Origin of the sequence: Kineococcus halophytocola (assembly GCF_041276425.1) — a bacterium.
Classification (GTDB): domain Bacteria; phylum Actinomycetota; class Actinomycetes; order Actinomycetales; family Kineococcaceae; genus Kineococcus; species Kineococcus halophytocola.
In genome coordinates, this window is the sequence record NZ_JBGFTU010000020.1 from 58,880 (window position 1) to 74,663 (window position 15,784).

At 76.6% G+C, this 15,784-nt stretch carries 15 protein-coding genes; 11 read left to right on the forward strand and 4 right to left on the reverse strand.

What is annotated here, in order from left to right; translation table 11 throughout:
- The first annotated feature begins 149 nt into the window (after positions 1 to 149).
- The 3 genes from AB2L27_RS16325 to AB2L27_RS16335 are packed head-to-tail and all read left to right on the forward strand — an operon-like array spanning position 150 to position 2,851.
- A complete protein-coding gene (locus tag AB2L27_RS16325; RefSeq protein WP_370442548.1) occupies positions 150 to 809 on the forward strand; it encodes a hypothetical protein in 660 nt (219 codons plus the stop codon).
- The gene (locus AB2L27_RS16330; RefSeq protein WP_370442549.1) at positions 806 to 1,855 is read left to right on the forward strand and encodes a hypothetical protein; all 1,050 of its coding nucleotides are present in this window, start codon (positions 806 to 808) and stop codon (positions 1,853 to 1,855) included. Before AB2L27_RS16325 ends, AB2L27_RS16330 begins: the two co-directional genes overlap by 4 nt.
- Positions 1,856 to 1,879: 24 nt before the next feature.
- Positions 1,880 to 2,851, forward strand: a complete 972-nt coding sequence (locus tag AB2L27_RS16335) for a co-chaperone YbbN (protein ID WP_370442550.1) — start codon at positions 1,880 to 1,882, stop codon at positions 2,849 to 2,851.
- Here AB2L27_RS16335 and AB2L27_RS16340 read toward each other — a convergent pair.
- Positions 2,814 to 3,416, reverse strand: coding sequence for a hypothetical protein (locus AB2L27_RS16340; RefSeq protein ID WP_370442551.1), 603 nt, complete (start codon positions 3,414 to 3,416; stop codon positions 2,814 to 2,816). The two genes, AB2L27_RS16335 and AB2L27_RS16340, sit on opposite strands and share 38 nt — an antisense overlap.
- Complete coding sequence (locus tag AB2L27_RS16345) at positions 3,401 to 5,113, reverse strand: ABC-F family ATP-binding cassette domain-containing protein (protein ID WP_463605044.1); 1,713 nt, start codon at positions 5,111 to 5,113, stop codon at positions 3,401 to 3,403. The genes AB2L27_RS16340 and AB2L27_RS16345 overlap by 16 nt, the downstream gene beginning before the upstream one ends.
- A 190-nt stretch (positions 5,114 to 5,303) precedes the next feature.
- On the opposite strand from AB2L27_RS16345, the gene AB2L27_RS16350 reads away from it, so the two are divergent.
- Together AB2L27_RS16350 and AB2L27_RS16355 are read left to right on the forward strand one after the other, a co-directional pair.
- Positions 5,304 to 6,689, forward strand: a complete 1,386-nt coding sequence (locus AB2L27_RS16350) for a serine hydrolase domain-containing protein (RefSeq protein ID WP_370442552.1) — start codon at positions 5,304 to 5,306, stop codon at positions 6,687 to 6,689.
- Positions 6,686 to 8,116: an aromatic amino acid ammonia-lyase gene (locus AB2L27_RS16355; protein WP_370442553.1), complete on the forward strand. Its 1,431-nt coding sequence runs from the start codon at positions 6,686 to 6,688 to the stop codon at positions 8,114 to 8,116. Before AB2L27_RS16350 ends, AB2L27_RS16355 begins: the two co-directional genes overlap by 4 nt.
- Before the next feature lie 4 nt (positions 8,117 to 8,120).
- Here the strand turns inward: AB2L27_RS16355 and AB2L27_RS16360 are convergent, their stop codons facing one another.
- The gene (locus tag AB2L27_RS16360; RefSeq protein WP_370442554.1) at positions 8,121 to 9,110 is read right to left on the reverse strand and encodes a LacI family DNA-binding transcriptional regulator; all 990 of its coding nucleotides are present in this window, start codon (positions 9,108 to 9,110) and stop codon (positions 8,121 to 8,123) included.
- Between the two features lie 216 nt (positions 9,111 to 9,326).
- Here AB2L27_RS16360 and AB2L27_RS16365 point away from each other — a divergent pair, with 216 nt between their 5' ends.
- On the forward strand, positions 9,327 to 10,301 hold the full coding sequence (locus tag AB2L27_RS16365; RefSeq protein WP_370442555.1) for an amidohydrolase family protein: 975 nt from the start codon (positions 9,327 to 9,329) through the stop codon (positions 10,299 to 10,301).
- A 23-nt stretch (positions 10,302 to 10,324) separates the two neighbouring features.
- Complete coding sequence (locus AB2L27_RS16370) at positions 10,325 to 10,759, forward strand: cysteine dioxygenase (protein WP_370442556.1); 435 nt, start codon at positions 10,325 to 10,327, stop codon at positions 10,757 to 10,759.
- Here AB2L27_RS16370 and AB2L27_RS16375 read toward each other — a convergent pair.
- A complete protein-coding gene (locus tag AB2L27_RS16375; RefSeq protein WP_370442557.1) occupies positions 10,739 to 12,205 on the reverse strand; it encodes an aromatic amino acid lyase in 1,467 nt (488 codons plus the stop codon). The genes AB2L27_RS16370 and AB2L27_RS16375 overlap by 21 nt on opposite strands.
- 219 nt (positions 12,206 to 12,424) lie before the next feature.
- Here AB2L27_RS16375 and AB2L27_RS16380 point away from each other — a divergent pair, with 219 nt between their 5' ends.
- Genes AB2L27_RS16380 through AB2L27_RS16395 form a run of 4 tightly spaced genes read left to right on the forward strand, consistent with a single transcriptional unit; the run spans position 12,425 to position 15,732 of the window.
- A complete protein-coding gene (locus AB2L27_RS16380; RefSeq protein WP_370442558.1) occupies positions 12,425 to 13,393 on the forward strand; it encodes an ABC transporter ATP-binding protein in 969 nt (322 codons plus the stop codon).
- Positions 13,390 to 14,046, forward strand: coding sequence for an ABC transporter permease (locus AB2L27_RS16385; protein WP_370442559.1), 657 nt, complete (start codon positions 13,390 to 13,392; stop codon positions 14,044 to 14,046). Before AB2L27_RS16380 ends, AB2L27_RS16385 begins: the two co-directional genes overlap by 4 nt.
- Position 14,047: 1 nt before the next feature.
- Positions 14,048 to 14,797, forward strand: coding sequence for an ABC transporter permease (locus AB2L27_RS16390; protein WP_370442560.1), 750 nt, complete (start codon positions 14,048 to 14,050; stop codon positions 14,795 to 14,797).
- Positions 14,794 to 15,732: an ABC transporter substrate-binding protein gene (locus AB2L27_RS16395; RefSeq protein WP_370442561.1), complete on the forward strand. Its 939-nt coding sequence runs from the start codon at positions 14,794 to 14,796 to the stop codon at positions 15,730 to 15,732. The genes AB2L27_RS16390 and AB2L27_RS16395 overlap by 4 nt, the downstream gene beginning before the upstream one ends.
- Positions 15,733 to 15,784 lie beyond the last annotated feature (52 nt).

Consider the following 15,784-nt stretch of genomic DNA (forward strand, 5'->3'; position numbering starts at 1 on the left):
GCCGGTGCCGCGCGGGGGCCTAGGGTGTCCCGTCGGGGCCGCCTCCCCGGCCACCCGCGCACGACCCCCACGGACGACCCCCACGGACGACCCTCACGGACGACCCCGAACGATCCCCCACGTACCCGCACCGGGAAGGACCGCGCACGGTGAGACGACTCCTCGCCTGGTTCCTGCTCGTCGTCGGGCTGGCCTGCGGGCTCACCGGCGCCGCCCTGCTGACCGTCCTGGCACCCCCCGAGCGCATCGACGTCGTCGAACGGGTGCAGGACCCCGGGGTCGCCGTCGTCACCCGCCCCGGCCTGGCCGAGCTGTCCGGGCCGGACGTGCGCCTGCGCGCCGAGGCGCCCGACGGCGCCGACGTCTTCGTCGCCGTGGCCCGGGCCGACGACGCGGACGCGTGGCTGGACGGGGCCCGGCACACCGAGGTCACCGCCGTGACCGGTGAGCTGTCCGAGCCCCGGGCCCGGACCGGAACCACCGGGACGGGCGCGGCCGCCGACCCCCGGCGCGCCGACGTCTGGCTGACGAGCACCACCGGCCGCGGGTCGGCCGAGCTGACCTGGCCCACCGGCGCCGACGACGACTACCGCGACGGCGGCGGCATCGTCCTGTTCACGGCGACCGACGGTGTCGCCGCCGCCCCCGGCACCGTCCGGCTGAGCTGGCACGCCGAGGGCCGGGCCGCCACCCACCCGGCCGGGACCCCCCTGGCCGTGGCCGGCGGTGTCCTGGTCCTGCTCGGCGGGCTCGGTGTCCTGCTCTCGCCCCGACCGGCCCGCCGACCCCGCTCCCGGAGGCGCGCGTGACCCCCCGGCCCACCCGTCACCCCAGCCACCGGTCCAGCCACCGGCGCCCGCGCGCCCTCGCCGCGCTGGCGTGCGCGGGCGTCCTGGCCGGCTGCGCGCAGCTGCCCACCGCCTCGGCCCCGGCCCCGACCGGTCGCGAACCCCTCGTGGTGCAGCCCGCGCAGGCCGGTCGCGTCGTCGAGGCCGCCACCGCCGTCCTGCAGGCCGCCTCCGACCCCGCCACGGCCGACCCGGCCGCGCTCGCCGCCCGCGTCAGCGGCCCCGAGCTGGACCTGCGCACCGCGGCGCACACCATCGCCGCCGCCGGGGCGGACCCGGCCCCCACCGGCGGCGCCGACGACCTGACGGCCATCACCTCGATCCTGCCGCGCGACGGCGACTTCCCGCGCTGGTTCGCCACCGTCACCGCCCCCGGGCCCGACCAGGCGCCGTCCCTGGTCGTGCTGCGCGCCGCCGACGCCCGCAGCCCCTACACGGTGTGGGCCACCCCGACCCTGCTGCCGGGGGCCTCGCTGCCGACGCTGGCCGCCCCCGCCGACGGCGTCGCCGTCGTGGAGCCCGAGGAGGACACCAACCTGCCCGCCTCCCCGGCCGCGATCGCCACCCGCTACGGCGACGTGCTGACCGAGGGCACGACCAGCGCCTCGGCCGGGGACTTCGCCCCCGACGCCTACCGCGCCGGGGTGGAGACGGCCACGGCCGCCGAGGTCGCGTCCCTGCAGGCGGCCGGGGGCACGTTCACCCAGGAGCGCTCGGTGCTGCCCGGGAGCGTCCTGGCCGTCCGCACGCGCGACGGCGGCGCGCTCGTCGTGGCCGCCTACACCTGGTCGACGACGTCGGCCGGACCCGCCGGTGGCCGTCCCGGGGAGCTGGACCCGGCGCTGGCCGCGCTGGCCGGCACCGACGAGGCGCTGGAGGCGACCGTCACCCGGCAGGAGGTGGTCGTGTTCTCGGTGCCGCCGGGTGCGAGCGGGGGTGGCGGGGACCCGGAGCAGGTGCAGGTGGTGGCGGCCCAGAGCGGTCCCGTCCAGGTGGCGACCGGCTGATCCCCCCGTGAGAAGGTGAGCCGCATGACGACCCAGCCGACGCCCCCCAACGCCCAGCTCAACCTGCGCGGAGCGGTGGACCTCGGTGCCCTCGCGGCCCGCAGCACCCGCCGCGAGGAGGTGGCCCGCCGCGCCGCGGCCGACCCCGGCACCGCCGGTCCGGCGTCCCCGTTCGTGGTGGACGTGACCGAGGAGACCTTCGCCGACCTCGTGCAGGGCTCCGTGCAGGTCCCGCTCGTCCTGGACCTGTGGGCCGAGGGGTACGACACCGGCGCCGAGGCGCTGCAGGCCCTGGCCCAGGAGTACGCCGGGGCGTTCCTGCTGGGCCGCATCGACGCGCAGGCCGAGCCCGGGCTCGCCCAGTCGCTCGTGCAGTCGTTGCAGGCCAGGGCGATCCCGCTCGTCGCGGCCATCGTCAAGGGCCAGCCCATCCCGCTGTTCACCGGCTCCTACCCCTCGGCCGAGGAGATCCGCCCGGTCCTGGAGGAGGTGCTGCGCGTCGCCGAGGCCAACGGCGTCACCGGCCGCGTCGAGGGCGCCGGCACGGCCGCCGGGACGCAGGGCGAGCCCGAGGCGCCGCCCGTGCCGCCGCTGCACGCCGAGGCCCTGGCCGCCGTCGAGGCCGGCGACTACGACGCCGCGACCGCCGCGTGGACGAAGGCCCTGGCCCAGGACCCCCGGGACGCCGGGGCCACCGAGGGCCTGGCCCGCGTCGGCGTGCTGCGCCGCGTCGCGGGGGTGGACCTCAGCGAGGCCCGCGCCGCCGCCGCGGCCGCCCCGGACGACGTGCAGGCCCAGATCCTCGCCGCCGACCTCGACCTCGTCGGCGGCCACGTCGAGGACGCCTTCGCGCGCCTGCTCGGCATGGTCCAGCGCACCGCGGGGGAGGAGCGGGACGCGGTCCGCACCCACCTCGTGGACCTGTTCGCCGTCGTCGGCACGAGCGACCCGCGCGTCGTCACGGCCCGGCAGGCGCTGACCCGCGCCCTCTTCTGAGGCACCGCAGGGCCCACGCCGCCACCGCGTCCGCGACGGCGTCGGAGCCCAGGCCGGTCGTGTCCAGGACGGCGGCCCGCCACGGCCGGCCCACAAGGCGCTCGGCCGCCAGGCCGTCCCAGCCCTGCGCGGTCAGGACGTGCGAGCGGTGGGCCGCGTCGTGGACGTGACCGCGGAACCACGTCGCGAACGCCACGTGGTGCTCCAGCTCCCCGACGACCGGGCCCCGGCCGGTGAGCCGCGCGGTCTGCGTGGCCGCGTCGGCGTCCAGCAGCAGGACGTCGAAGGTCCCCAGCGCCGGCCCGGACGGCGCCCCGACGATCTCGCCGGGTGCCAGCGGGTCGCCGGCGAACAGCAGGTGCCGGCCGGACCGCTCCAGGGTCAGGGCGTGCCGGACGACCTCCTCCGCGCTGCGCTGGCGCCACGCGGTGTCCGGCGCCTCGGGGATCTCCACGAGGTCGGAGAACTCCACGCACTCCACACCCTCGTCGGCCAGCCGCGGCGCGACCGCCCGCCGCGCCGTCGACGTGCCCTGACCGCTGGCTCCCGTCACGAGGAGGAGCACGGCAGCTCCCTCCCGCCGGCCCATCCCGTCAGGTCCAGCACGTCGCCCCCGAAGGACCGGCGGAACCGGCGGTCGTGGCTGACGACGACCACCGCCCCGGTGAAGGCGTCGATCGCGGCCTCCAGCTCCTGCACCAGTCGCGGGGCGAGGTGGTTGGTCGGCTCGTCCAGCAGCAGGACGTCGTGGCGCCCGGCCAGCACCCGGGCCAGGTCCAGCCGCCGGCGCCCACCGGTGGACAGCGAGCGCACCGGGATCCCGAGGCGCTCGCGGTCGAACAGGCCCATGGCCAGCAGCCGGTGGGCGTGCTCGTCGGCGCTGCCCGGGCGGCCGGCGGCGAAGGCGGCCAGGACGGTCCGGTCCAGGGCGTCGGTGGCCGGGTCCTGCCGCAGCAGGCCGGTCCGCCCGCGCCGGCGCACCGTACCGGTGTCCGGGGCCAGCGTCCCGGCCAGCACGTCGAACAGGGTCGACTTGCCGCTGCCGTTGGGGCCGGTGACGAGCAGCCGGTCACCGGGGCCCACGCGCACGTCGACCGGGGCCAGCCGGCCCGCCACGGACACGCCCTCGGCGTGCACGGACCCGCGCCGGCCGGAGGCCCCCGCGGGGGGTGTGAACCGCAACGGGTCCGGCGGGCGCGGGACCTCCGCCTCGTGCACCCGCCGCAGCTTCTCGGCGTTGGCCCGCACCCGGGCCGCGAGCGCCTCCTGCACCCGGCCGCCCTTGAAGTCGTACTGCACCTTCGCCCCGTCGCGCGGGGGCCGGGCGGGGGCCACGGCGCCGGCCGTAGCGTCACCGGTGGTGCTCAGCCGGTCGACCGCCGACTCCCACTCCGCGCGGGCCTGCTCCCAGCGGCGCCGCTCGGCCGCGGTGGCGTCGAGGTAGTCCGCGTACCCCCCGGGGTAGCGGGCGGCCCCCCGGTCGCGGTGCGGGTCGACCTCGACGGGCTCGCCGGCCACCGCGTCCAGGAACTCCCGGTCGTGGGAGACGACGACCGTGGTGCCGGGGCGCGTCGTCAGGTGCCGTTCCAGCCACTGCGCGGCGTCGACGTCGAGGTGGTTGGTCGGTTCGTCCAGCAGCAGCACCTCCGGGCCGGCCGCGAGCAGCGCGGCCAGGTGCAGGCGCAAGCGCTGACCGCCGGAGAGGGTCCGGACGGAGCGGGCGCGGTCGAGCCCGGGCAGCCCCAGACCCGTCAGCGACCGCTCCAGCCGGGTGTCGGCGTCGTAGCCGTGCCGGGCCTCGAAGCGCGTCTGCAGCTCGCCGTACTCGGCCAGGACGGTCTCCAGGTCGGTTCCGGGGTCGGCCGAGCCGGTGGCCATGACCTCCTCCAGGGCGCGCATCCGCGTCCGCAGGGCCGTCAGCTCGGTGAAGGCCTGCGCGAGCACGGCCTCGACGGTGGTCTCCGCCGGGGCTCCGGCGTCCTGCGGCAGGTAGCCCGTCCCCCCGGCGGCGGTCGCGACGACGTGCCCGGTCTCGGGCGCCTCGAGGCCGGCGAGCAGGCGCAGCAGCGTCGACTTCCCGCAGCCGTTCTCGCCGATGACGCCGGTCACCCGGCCGGGGGCCAGGGCGAGGGTGAGGTCCTGCAGGACGGGGACGTGGCCGTAGCCCTTCGTGACCCCGCGCAGGGCCAGGCTCGTGGTGGTGCCGGTCGTGGGGGTGGTGCCGGTCGTGGGGGTGGGGCTGGTCGTTCCGGTGCTGGGCACGCGGTCTCCTCCTGACGTACGCCGAGAGGGCCCGCACGACCGGTGGGGTCGGCGGGTCCGGGGGATCGGGGCACGTCAGCTGAGCACCGCAGCGGCTCCTCGGGTCGGGGACCGGGACGACACGATGGTGTCCCCGGGCCCCCGGACCCCGCAACCGCTTTCGCGTCGGGCCCGGCCTAGAGTCGGGCGCGTGAGCACCGGAGCCGTCCCCGCCTCGTCGCGTCCCCTCCCGCGCAGCACCCCCTCGGCCCAGGGGGTCGACGCGCGCGGCCTCGCGGCCCTCCTGGACGCCCTGGAGGGGACCCCCGGCGTCGAACCGCACAGCCTGCAGGTCCTGCGGCACGGCCACGTCGTGGCCGAGGGCTGGTGGGCGCCGTTCCGCCCCGACCGGCCCCACCTGCTGTACTCCCTGTCCAAGAGCTTCACGTCCACGGCCCTGGGGTTCGCCGTCGCCGAGGGCCTGGTCGACCTGGACGCCACGGTCCTGTCCTACTTCCCCGAGTTCGACGCCGACGTCACCGACGAGCGTTCCCGGCGCACCCTGGTCCGCCACGTCGCGAGCATGGCCAGCGGTCACCGCCAGGAGACGCTGGGCGCCGCGGCGGCCGACCCCAGCGGTGACGTCGTGCGGGGTTTCCTGCGCACCCCGCCGGAGGCCGAACCGGGCACGGTGTTCTGCTACAACCAGCCCTGCACGTTCTCGGTCTCCGCGATCGTCCAGCGCGTCACCGGTCAGGGGTTGCTGGAGTACCTGCGCCCCAGGTTGTTGGACCCGTTCGGGGTGGACGCGGCGAACCTGGGGTGGCTGCGGGACGGGCAGGGCCGGGAGGTGGGTTTCTCCGGTTTCCACGCCCCCACCGAACTCGTCGCCGCCCTCGGTCAGCTGTACCTGCAGCGCGGTGTCCGCGACGGGCGGCGGCTGCTGCCGGAGAGCTGGGTCCAGGAGGCCACCACCTCCCACGTCGACACCGCCGCCGCCCACCCGAACCCGGACTGGCAGCAGGGCTACGGTTTCCAGTTCTGGATGGCCCGGCACGGGTACCGCGGCGACGGCGCCTACGGGCAGTTCTGCCTGGTCCTGCCCGCGCAGGACACCGTGGTGGCCATCACCTCCCAGAGCACGGACATGCAGGCCCTGCTCGACGCCGTCTGGACGCACCTGCTGCCCGCGGTGTCCGACCCGGAACTGCCCGCCGACGCCGCCGGGAACGACGAGGCGCTGGCCCGCCGGACGGCCGCGCTGGCGCTGCCGGCCCTGGAGGGTCCCGACGTCGTCGAGGGCGAGTTCGTGCCCGCGGCCGGCAGCGAGCCGGCCTCGCTCACGGCGGTGAGCGTCCGCGACGGCGAGATCGTCCTCACCGACTCCGGTGACGAGCTGCGCGCCACCGTCGGGCGCGGTGGCTGGGCCGACACCGGCCCGCTGGCCGTCTGCGGGGCCGGTGACCGCATCGACGTCCGGTTCGCCGAGACCCCCCACGAGCTGCACCTGGAGTTCTCCGGCGGTGAGTTCCGGGGCCGCTGGGAGACGGCACCGCTGCACTCCCCGGCGCTGTCGCGGATGCGCACGCCGGCGTGATCGTCCACCGGGGCGCCGACCTCGACGCCGACGCCGTGCGGCGCGTGGCCGCCGGCGCCCCGGTGCAGCTCGCCCCGGACCTGCTGGCGGACCTGCACGGGCGCCGCGAGCACCTGCTGGCCGCCCTGGAGACGTCCGGGTCGGTCTACGGCGTCACGACGGGCATGGGCGCCCTGGCGGGGGTGGGGCTGGACGCGGCGGCCCGGGCCCGGCACCAGGAGAACCTCGTGGTCGGCCGGGCCGTCGGGTCCGCGCCGTGGCTGGACGTCGCCCAGACCCGCGCCGTGCTCGCGGTGCGCCTGCGCACGTTCCTGCACCCCGAGGCCGGGGTGTCCCCGCGGTTGTGCGTGCGGCTCACCGACCTGCTCGAGCGCGGGGTGCTGCCGTGCGTCCCGTGGCGCGGGAGCGGGGCCGCGGGAGAGATCATCCCCCTCGCCCACGTCGGGGCCGTCGTCCTGGGGGCCGGGCGCACGCTCGACGGGCGCGGGGCGGGCCCGTTCGGCCTCGGCGCCAAGGAGGGCGTCGCCCTCCTGGAGGGGGTGCCGGTGGCCACGGCGCTGGCCGTCCTGCACACCGCCGCGGCGCGGCGGCTGCTGGAGCAGGCCGAACGGGTGCTGGCGGCGACGGCGGAGGTGCTGCGCGCCAGCGCCGACCCCCTGCGCCCCGGCCTGGCCCGCGCCGACGACGTCCTGGCCGGGGTGCACGAGCGGCTGCGGGCGCTGCGCCCGGCACCGGTCGTGGCCGGCTTGCAGGCGCCGCTCTCGGTGCGGGTGGCCCCCGCGGCGCTGGCGGTGGCCCGCCGGCGGGTGGACGACCTCGCGGGGGCCGCGGACCGGGCGCTGGAGGGGGTCACCGACTCACCGGCCCTGCTGCCCGAGGGGTCCTTCGCCGGGACGGCGGGGTTCGCCGGGACCGAGCTGGCGGCCGCCACGGACGCGCTGGGGGCCGCCCTGCTGCACGTCGCGGACACGTCGGTGGCGCGCACGCACCGCACCCTGGACCCCCGGCTGACCGGGCTGAGCCCGCAGCTCTCACCCGCACCGGGGGTGCAGGCCGGGCTGGTGGCCGTCCACAAGCGGGCCGTGGGCGTCGTGCACCGGCTGCGGCGCTTCGCCCTGCCCGCCCTCGGGGGCGCGGTCGAGACGTCGCTGGGGCAGGAGGACGTGCAGAGCTTCGCGCTGGAGGCGGCCGAGTGCTGCGCCGAGCTGCTCGAGGGGCTGCGGGAGGTGCTGGCCGTGGAGCTGCTGGCCGTCCACCGGGCCCGGCTGCTGCGCGGTGGGCTGGCGGGGCTGTCGGCCGGGCTCACCGGCGCGCTGGACGGGCTGGCCGCCGAGCTGGGCGACGCGGTCGACCCCGACGTGGACGACCGCCCCTACGGCCTGGACGTCGAGCGCGTCGTGGGCCTGCTGCGCGCCGGGCGGTTCTGAGCGTTCAGCCGGTGGAGGCGCGCACCACCAGGTGCGGGCGGAACGTGACCGGGTCCGGGGCCCTGCCGTGCTCCTGCAGGGCCAGGAGCTGGGCCACGGCCGCCGCCACGATCGCGTCCTCGTCCCAGGACACCGTCGTCAGCCCCGGCGCGACGAGCGCGGCGAGCTGGTGGTCGTCGAAACCGGCGACCGCGACGTCCCCGGGCACCCGCAGCCGCAGGTCGGCCGCGGCGCGGTAGACGCCGAACGCCAAGGAGTCCGACAGGCAGAACACGGCCGAGGGCCGGTCGGGGGCCGCGAGCACCCCGGCCGCGGCCGCCGCCGCCCCCGCGGGGTCGGCGGGGGCCGGTACCACGACCAGGTCCAGGCCCAGGGGGGCGGCCAGCTCCACCGCGAGCAGTTCGGAGGGCCGTCCCGGGGTCGTCGGCAGCGACGGCGTCAGCAGGGCCACCCGACGGTGCCCCCGCTCGTGCAGGTGCGTCAGGACGGCCGCGATGCCGTGCCGGTTGTCGAACAGCACCGACCCGCTGCCGGGCCGGGCGGTGAGGGCGTCCCCGATCGAGACGACCGCGGTGGAGGGGTCCAGCAGGCGCCAGTGCTCGGCGGAGGGGTCGACGGGGGAGGCGAGCACCCCGTCGACGCGCTGGGCGGCGAACCGTTCCAGCACCCGGCGTTCGGCGTCGGGGTCGGCGTCGGCGTCGGCGATGGAGGCGTCGCGGTCGGCGGTGCGCAGCGCCCGCGTCAGCAGGACCGACAGGTCCTGCTGCCACAGGTCCCGCAGCGACCCGCTGATCCCGACCGTGCCCGTGCGCCCGCTGGCCAGCGCCCGGGCGATGGGGTCGACGCGGTAGCCGAGCTCGCCGGCCAGGGCCTGGACGCGCTCGATGGTGGCGGCCGAGCCGCGGGTGCCGCGCAGCGCGTACGACGTCGCCGCCAGCGACAGACCGGCCGCGTCCGCGACGTCCTGCAGGGTCCTGCGCGCGTCCCTCGGCACGGCTGCACAGTAGCCGCGGTGCGGGGGCCGTGGGCCGGCGTCGCGGGACCGGACGGGGGGCCGGGTGTGTGACCGGGTGTGCGACCGGGTGTCGGACCACCCGTGGGTGCCCCCGCGAGCGGTCCGGCCGTCGTCCCGGTGGGGGCCTCTTGACACCCACGTTGTGAAGCGCTTCACTGCCAGTGAAGCGCTTCACGGCCGACGGAGAGGAGAGACGTGCGCACCGACTGCCACCAGCACCTGTGGCCCGCGGCGTTCCTCGACGCCCTCCGCGCCCGCCGCACCCCGCCGTTCCTCGACGGCTGGACGCTGCACCTGGCGGGGGAGGCGCCGTGCCCCGTCGACCCCGCCGCCCACGACGTCGCCCGGCGCGCGGCCCGCGAGCGCCGGGACGGCACCGCTCGCGCCCTCCTGTCCCTCTCCTCACCCCTGGGCGTGGAGCACCTGCCGGGGGAGGAGGCCGCACCGCTGCTGGCGGCCTGGCACGACGGGACCCGCGACCTGCCCGCCCCCTTCGCCGTCTGGGCCGCCGCCGGGGTGTGCGACGTCGACCCCGGCCCCCTGGCCGCGCTGCTGGACCGCGACCGCGTCGTCGGCCTCCAGCTGCCCGCCACAGCGCTCGCGGACCCTGCGGCGCTGGCGCACGTCGGCCCGCTGCTGGAGGTCTGCGAGCGCGCCGGGAGACCGGTGCTCGTCCACCCCGGCCCGGTGCGCGACCCCGTGCGGGCCCCCGGCTGGTGGCCGGCGGTCGTGCCGTACGTCCAGCAGCTGCACGCGGCGTGGTGCACGTGGCACGCGGCCGGCCGGGCGGACCACCCCGCCCTGCGCCTGGCGTTCGTCGCCCTCGCGGGCCTGGCGCCGCTGCACCACGAGCGGCTCACCGCCCGCGGTGGGGCCCTCGGCGCGCTGGACCCGCTCGTACACTACGAGACGAGCTCCTACGGCCCCCGCGCCGTCGACGCGCTCGTGCGCGTCGTGGGCGTCGACCCCCTCGTCCTCGGCAGCGACCGGCCCTACGCCGACCCGTTCGCCCCGGCCGACCGGCCCGGGTTCGGCGCCGCGTTCGCCCACGCCCTCACCGTCACCAACCCCGCCCACCTGCTCGGAGGGAGCCGACCACCACCACCACCACCAGCACCACCACCGGCCCGGGGGACCTCGACCTGCCGCCGGCGCCGGGCCGGGTCCTGACCCCCGCCGAGCTCACGGCGTGGGTGCGCGAGGCCGCCCGTCGCCCGCACGCCTGGCAGCACCTCGTCCGGCACGACACCGGCGGCCGGCACTTCGCCTCCCTGCACCGCGACGGGGACCTCGACGTCTGGCTGCTGTGCTGGAACACCGTCGACGACACCGGCTGGCACGACCACGACACGTCCTCCGGGGCCGTGGCCGTGACGCGCGGGGCGGTGCGGGAGGCCACCCCGCGGATGGGCGGGGACCCCGTGGTCCGCACGGTGCCGGCCGGCCGCTCCTTCGGCTTCGGCCCCGACCACATCCACCGCATGAGCGGGGCCGTCGACGGGTCGGTCTCGATCCACGCCTACTCCCCGCCGCTGTGGCGGATGGGCCAGTACTCGATCTCGCCCGCCGGCGTCCTGCGCCGGACGTCGGTCAGCTACGCCGACGAGCTACGGCCCCTGGAGCCGTAGCAGCAGGGCCAGGTCCGGCACCCGCGCCACGACGGCCTCGACGTCGGGGCCGAGGGGGGCGTCCCGGGCGTCCCGGTCCAGCACCTCGTCGAAGACGGCGAACAGGGCGCTCGCGCCGGGGGAGAGGCGGTCCGGGGCCGCGCGCAGCGCCCGCACCGCGGCCAGCGCCTCGACGCCCAGCACGAGCGGGGCCAGCTCCGCGGTCTGGCGCAGCGCCCGCGCCCCCTGCGTGGCGAAGCTGGCGTGCTCCTCCAGCCCCAGTGAGATCGACACCGTCCCGGCCGTCATGGGCGCGGTCGCCGGCCGCAGCTCGGCCAGGGCGTCCTGCACCACGTACTCCCCGATCATCAACCCCGAGCTGCCGCGGGGACCGGCGGCCAGGAACGCGCGCAGCCCCGTGTGCTCGGGCCGCAGCAGCAGCGCCAGCCGCGCCGCCGACAGCGTCAGCACCCCGTAGGTGGTGGCGCGCACCGTGTCCAGGGCCGTGGCCAGGGAGGCCGCGTGGAACTGGCCGTGGTGCAGGACCCCCTCGGGCCCGACCAGCGGGTTCTCCCCGGGGGTGGCGGCCTCCAGGCGCAGCACGTCGGCCAGGGCGTCCACGGCCGCGAACGCCGGGGCCAGCACCTGCGGCGCGGTCCGCAGGGCGAACGGGTCCTGCACCCGCACCGGGTCCGGGCCGCCCTCGACCAGGGCGTGCAGGGTCGCGGCCACCTCCGGCTGCCGCGGGTGCGGGCGGGCGGCGTGCACCGCCGGTGCCCACGCCTGGGGGGTGCCGCGCAGCGCCAGGAACGACAGCGCGGTGATCCCCAGCCCCGCGAGCAGCAGCTGGCGCAACCGGTGCAGGGCGAGCGAGGCCGTGGCCAGGGTCAGGGCGTGCGAGGAGATGAGCGGCAGCGCGTCCGCGGCCCCCAGCGCGACCGGCGGCACCGCCCCGACGGCCCACGGCCGCTCCCCGACGAGGGTGAGCCCCAGCTCGGCCAGCGGGGCCAGGTCGGAGATCCCGATCGAGCCGAACCGGTGCAGCGTCGGCAGGGCGCCCGTCTCGACCGCGTCCGCCAGGGCGCCCAGCACCGCCGGGCTCAGCCCGGCCCCCACCCCGGCGTGCGCGCCGGCCAGCAGCTGGTTGAGCCGCACCACCAGCGCGGCCCGGGTCGTCGGCCCGTCCTCGACCGGCCCCAGCGAGGCGGCGTGCGAGCGCAGCAGCCGCAGACCGTGCGCGCGCGGGTGCCCGTCCTGCTCCTCCTCGACGTCGACGTCCTTGTTCGCCCCGACGCCGGTCGTCGCCCCGTAGACCGCCCCGGTCGCACGGGCCCGTTCCATCGCCGCGTGCACCGCGCCGAGGGAGGCCAGCACCGCCCGGTCCACGACGGGCCGGGCCCGCCCGTGGGCCAGGGCCTCGAGGTCGTCCAGGGCCAGCGCCCGGCCCTCCAGCACCACCGTCGCCACCGCTCTCGCCCCCGCCTCCGTCACCACCGTCCGCGGGTCGGGTGCGACCCCCGGAGTCGCGGACGGGACGTCCTGCTGATCCACTGGGCCTCCACCACGCCCGCCGGTTGGTCCCGGACGAGGTCACGATCGGATGACGGCCCTCCGGGCCGCGTTGACCGGTCCTCCTCCACTGCCCAGCATGTACCAGCCACCCGGTCCAACATCGGAGCCGCCCCAGTGATCACCTTCGAGGCCGTCCGCAAGCAGTTCCCCGACGGGACCGTCGCCGTCGACGACCTCGACCTGGAGCTGCCCACCGGGCGGATCACCGTCTTCGTCGGCCCTTCCGGGTGCGGCAAGACGACCTCCCTGCGGATGATCAACCGGATGGTCGAGCCCACCGGCGGCACCATCCGCATCGACGGCGAGGACGTGCGCAGCAAACCCCCGGCGGCGCTGCGCCGGGGCATCGGCTACGTCATCCAGCACGCCGGCCTGTTCCCGCACAAGACGGTCATCGACAACGTGCTCACCGTGCCCCGCCTCGTGGGCCGCGGCCGCGAGCGCACCCGCGCGCTGGAACTGCTCGAACGCGTCGGGCTGCCCGAGGCCTTCGCCGACCGCTACCCGGCCCAGCTCTCCGGCGGCCAGCAGCAGCGCGTCGGGGTCGCCCGCGCGCTCGCGGCCGACCCGCCCGTGATGCTCATGGACGAGCCCTTCAGCGCCGTCGACCCCATCGTGCGCCAGCAGCTGCAGGAGGAGTTCCTGCGGTTGCAGAACGACCTGGGCAAGACCATCGCGCTGGTCACCCACGACATCGACGAGGCCGTCGTGCTCGGGGACCGCATCGCGGTGTTCCGCGAGGGCGGGCACCTGGCCCAGGTCGGGTCCCCGCAGGAGCTGCTGACCGAGCCGGCCGACGCGTTCGTCCGCCACTTCGTGGGCCGCGACCGCGGCTACCGCGGGCTGAGCTTCCAGGGCAGCGAGGACCTGCCGCTGCGCCCCCTGGACGGGGTCCGCCTGGACGAGGCGGGCCGCCCGCTCGACGTCGAGGGCACGTTCCGGTCCGGGGACTCCCTGCGCGTGGTCATCGACCTGACCCTCACCTCGCCGACCGGGACGGCGGTGCAGGTGGACGCCGAGGGCCGGGCCACCGGCCTCGTGCACCACCACGACGTGGTCGACCTGCTGGAGAAGCGCCGGTGAACGAGATCTGGACCTACCTGCAGCAGAACCAGTCCGCCGTCCTGGACGCGCTGGGCCAGCACGTCGTGCTGGCCGTCCTGCCCCTGCTGATCGGGGTGGTCCTCGCGCTGCCGGTGGGCTACCTCGGGGTGCGGTTCGGCTGGCTGTACCACCCGATCCTCAACGTCTCCGGCCTCATCTACTCCATCCCCTCCCTCGCGGTCTTCGTGGCCCTGCCCTACGTGCTGGGGACGAAGATCCTCTCGCCGGTGAACATCGTCGTCGCGCTCGCGCTGTACACGGTCGCGCTCATGGCCCGCACCGTCGCCGACGGCCTGCGCTCGGTGGACCCGACGCTGACGGAGGCGGCCACGGCGATGGGCTACCGGCGCACGCGCCGCCTCTGGGAGGTCGAACTGCCGCTGGCCGCGCCGGTCATCCTCGCCGGGGTCCGGGTGGCGGCCGTCTCGAACATCTCCCTCGTCAGCGTCGGCGCGCTGCTGGGGGTCGGGGGGCTGGGCGCCCTGTTCACCCGCGGGTTCCAGCTGTTCTACACCGCGCCGATCATCGTCGGCATCGTCCTGTCGATCGCGCTGGCCGCGGTCGCGGACCTGCTCATCGTCTGGCTGCAACGGGCCGTCACCCCGTGGACCCGCGCCGTGAAGGAGGCCTGACGTGGACGGCACGCCGTACCTGCTCGACGGGGCGAACTGGGACTGGGCCGCCCCGGGGTCGATCCCGCACCTGCTGCTGGCCCACCTGGGGTACACCGCGCTGTCGGTCCTCGTCGGGTTCCTCGTCGCCTTCCCGATCGGCCTGCTCATCGGGCACACCGGCAGGGGTTCGTTCCTGGCCATCAACGCCGGGAACGTGGGGCGCTCGCTGCCCACGCTGGGCCTGCTGAGCCTGCTCGTGGTCTACCTCAGCGGCCGGGGCATCCTGCCGGTCATCATCGCCCTCGTCGTCCTGGTCGTCCCCCCGATCCTCACCTCCACGTACGCCGGGCTGCGCTCGGTGGACCCGAGCGCGGTCGACGCCGCGCGGGGGATGGGCATGAGCCCGGCGCAGGTCCTGTTCCGGGTGGAACTGCCGATGGCCCTGCCGGTGGTGTTCGGCGGGTTGCGCGCCGCCGTCCTGCAGGTCGTGGCGACGGCCACCGTCGCGGCCTACGTCGGGTTGTCCGGGCTGGGGCGCCTGCTCGTGGACGGCCTGGCCCTCAACGACTACGGCCGGATGGTCGCCGGGGCCGTCGTGGTCGCCGTGCTGGCCGTGGGGCTGGACCTGCTGCTCGGTCTCGTGCAGCGCTACGTCGTCTCTCCCGGGCTCACCGGCCGTGGGCTGTCCCGCGCGCGGGGGCCGCGATCCGTGGCAGAGTCCGGGGCGCACCCGGAACGAGAACTCGCCCCGTCGAAAGGCACGTCATGAACCGCAGGAACCTGCTCGGCCTCGCCCTCGTGGGCTCCCTCACGGCGTCGCTGGCCGCGTGCGGCGGTGGTGAGGACCCGCTGGCCACCGACGCCACGCCCGCCGACGGCGGGTCGGCCGACGCCTCGACCGTCATCGTCGGGTCGGCCAACTTCCCCGAGAGCGAACTGCTCGCCGAGATGTACAGCCAGGTCCTGGAGGCCCGGGGCGTCACCGTGCAGCGCCGGTTCAACATCGGGGCCCGCGAGCTCTACCTCAAGGCGCTCCAGGACGGTTCCATCGACCTGATGCCGGAGTACAACGGCGCGCTGCTCACCGCCCTGTCCTCCGGCGGGGCCCCCGAGGGGGTCTCCACCCCCGAGCAGGTGCTCGACGCGCTCAAGGACGTGCTGCCCGAGGGCACCGAGGTGCTGGAGCAGTCCTCCGCGCAGGACAAGGACTCCCTCACGGTGACGTCGGAGACGCAGTCGAAGTACAACCTCACGTCGATCGCGGACCTGGCCCCCGTCGCCGGGGAACTCGTGGCCGGCGGTAGCCCGGAGTTCCAGGAGCGCTACCAGGGTCTGGTGGGGCTCAAGGAGCTCTACGGCGTGGAGTTCGCGGAGTTCCGGCCGCTGGACCCGGGCGGCCCGCTCACGGTCAACGCCCTCAAGGAGGGGTCGATCCAGGTCGCGAACCTGTTCACGACGGATTCCGCGATCGAGGTCAACGGCTTCGTCGTCCTGGAGGACCCGAAGAGCCTGTTCCTGGCCGAGAACATCCTGCCGCTCATCCGGTCCTCGAAGAACAGCGACACGGTCACCGAGGCCCTCAACGCCTTCTCCGCCAAGCTCACCACCGAGAACCTGACCCAGGCCCTGGCCAAGGTGCAGGTCGACAAGCAGCAGTCCGCGGCCGTGGCCCAGGAGTTCCTGTCGGCCAACGGTCTGGTCTGACCCTCTGCTCCACCCCGACCGCACGACGACGGGGGCCGCACCCACCGCGCGG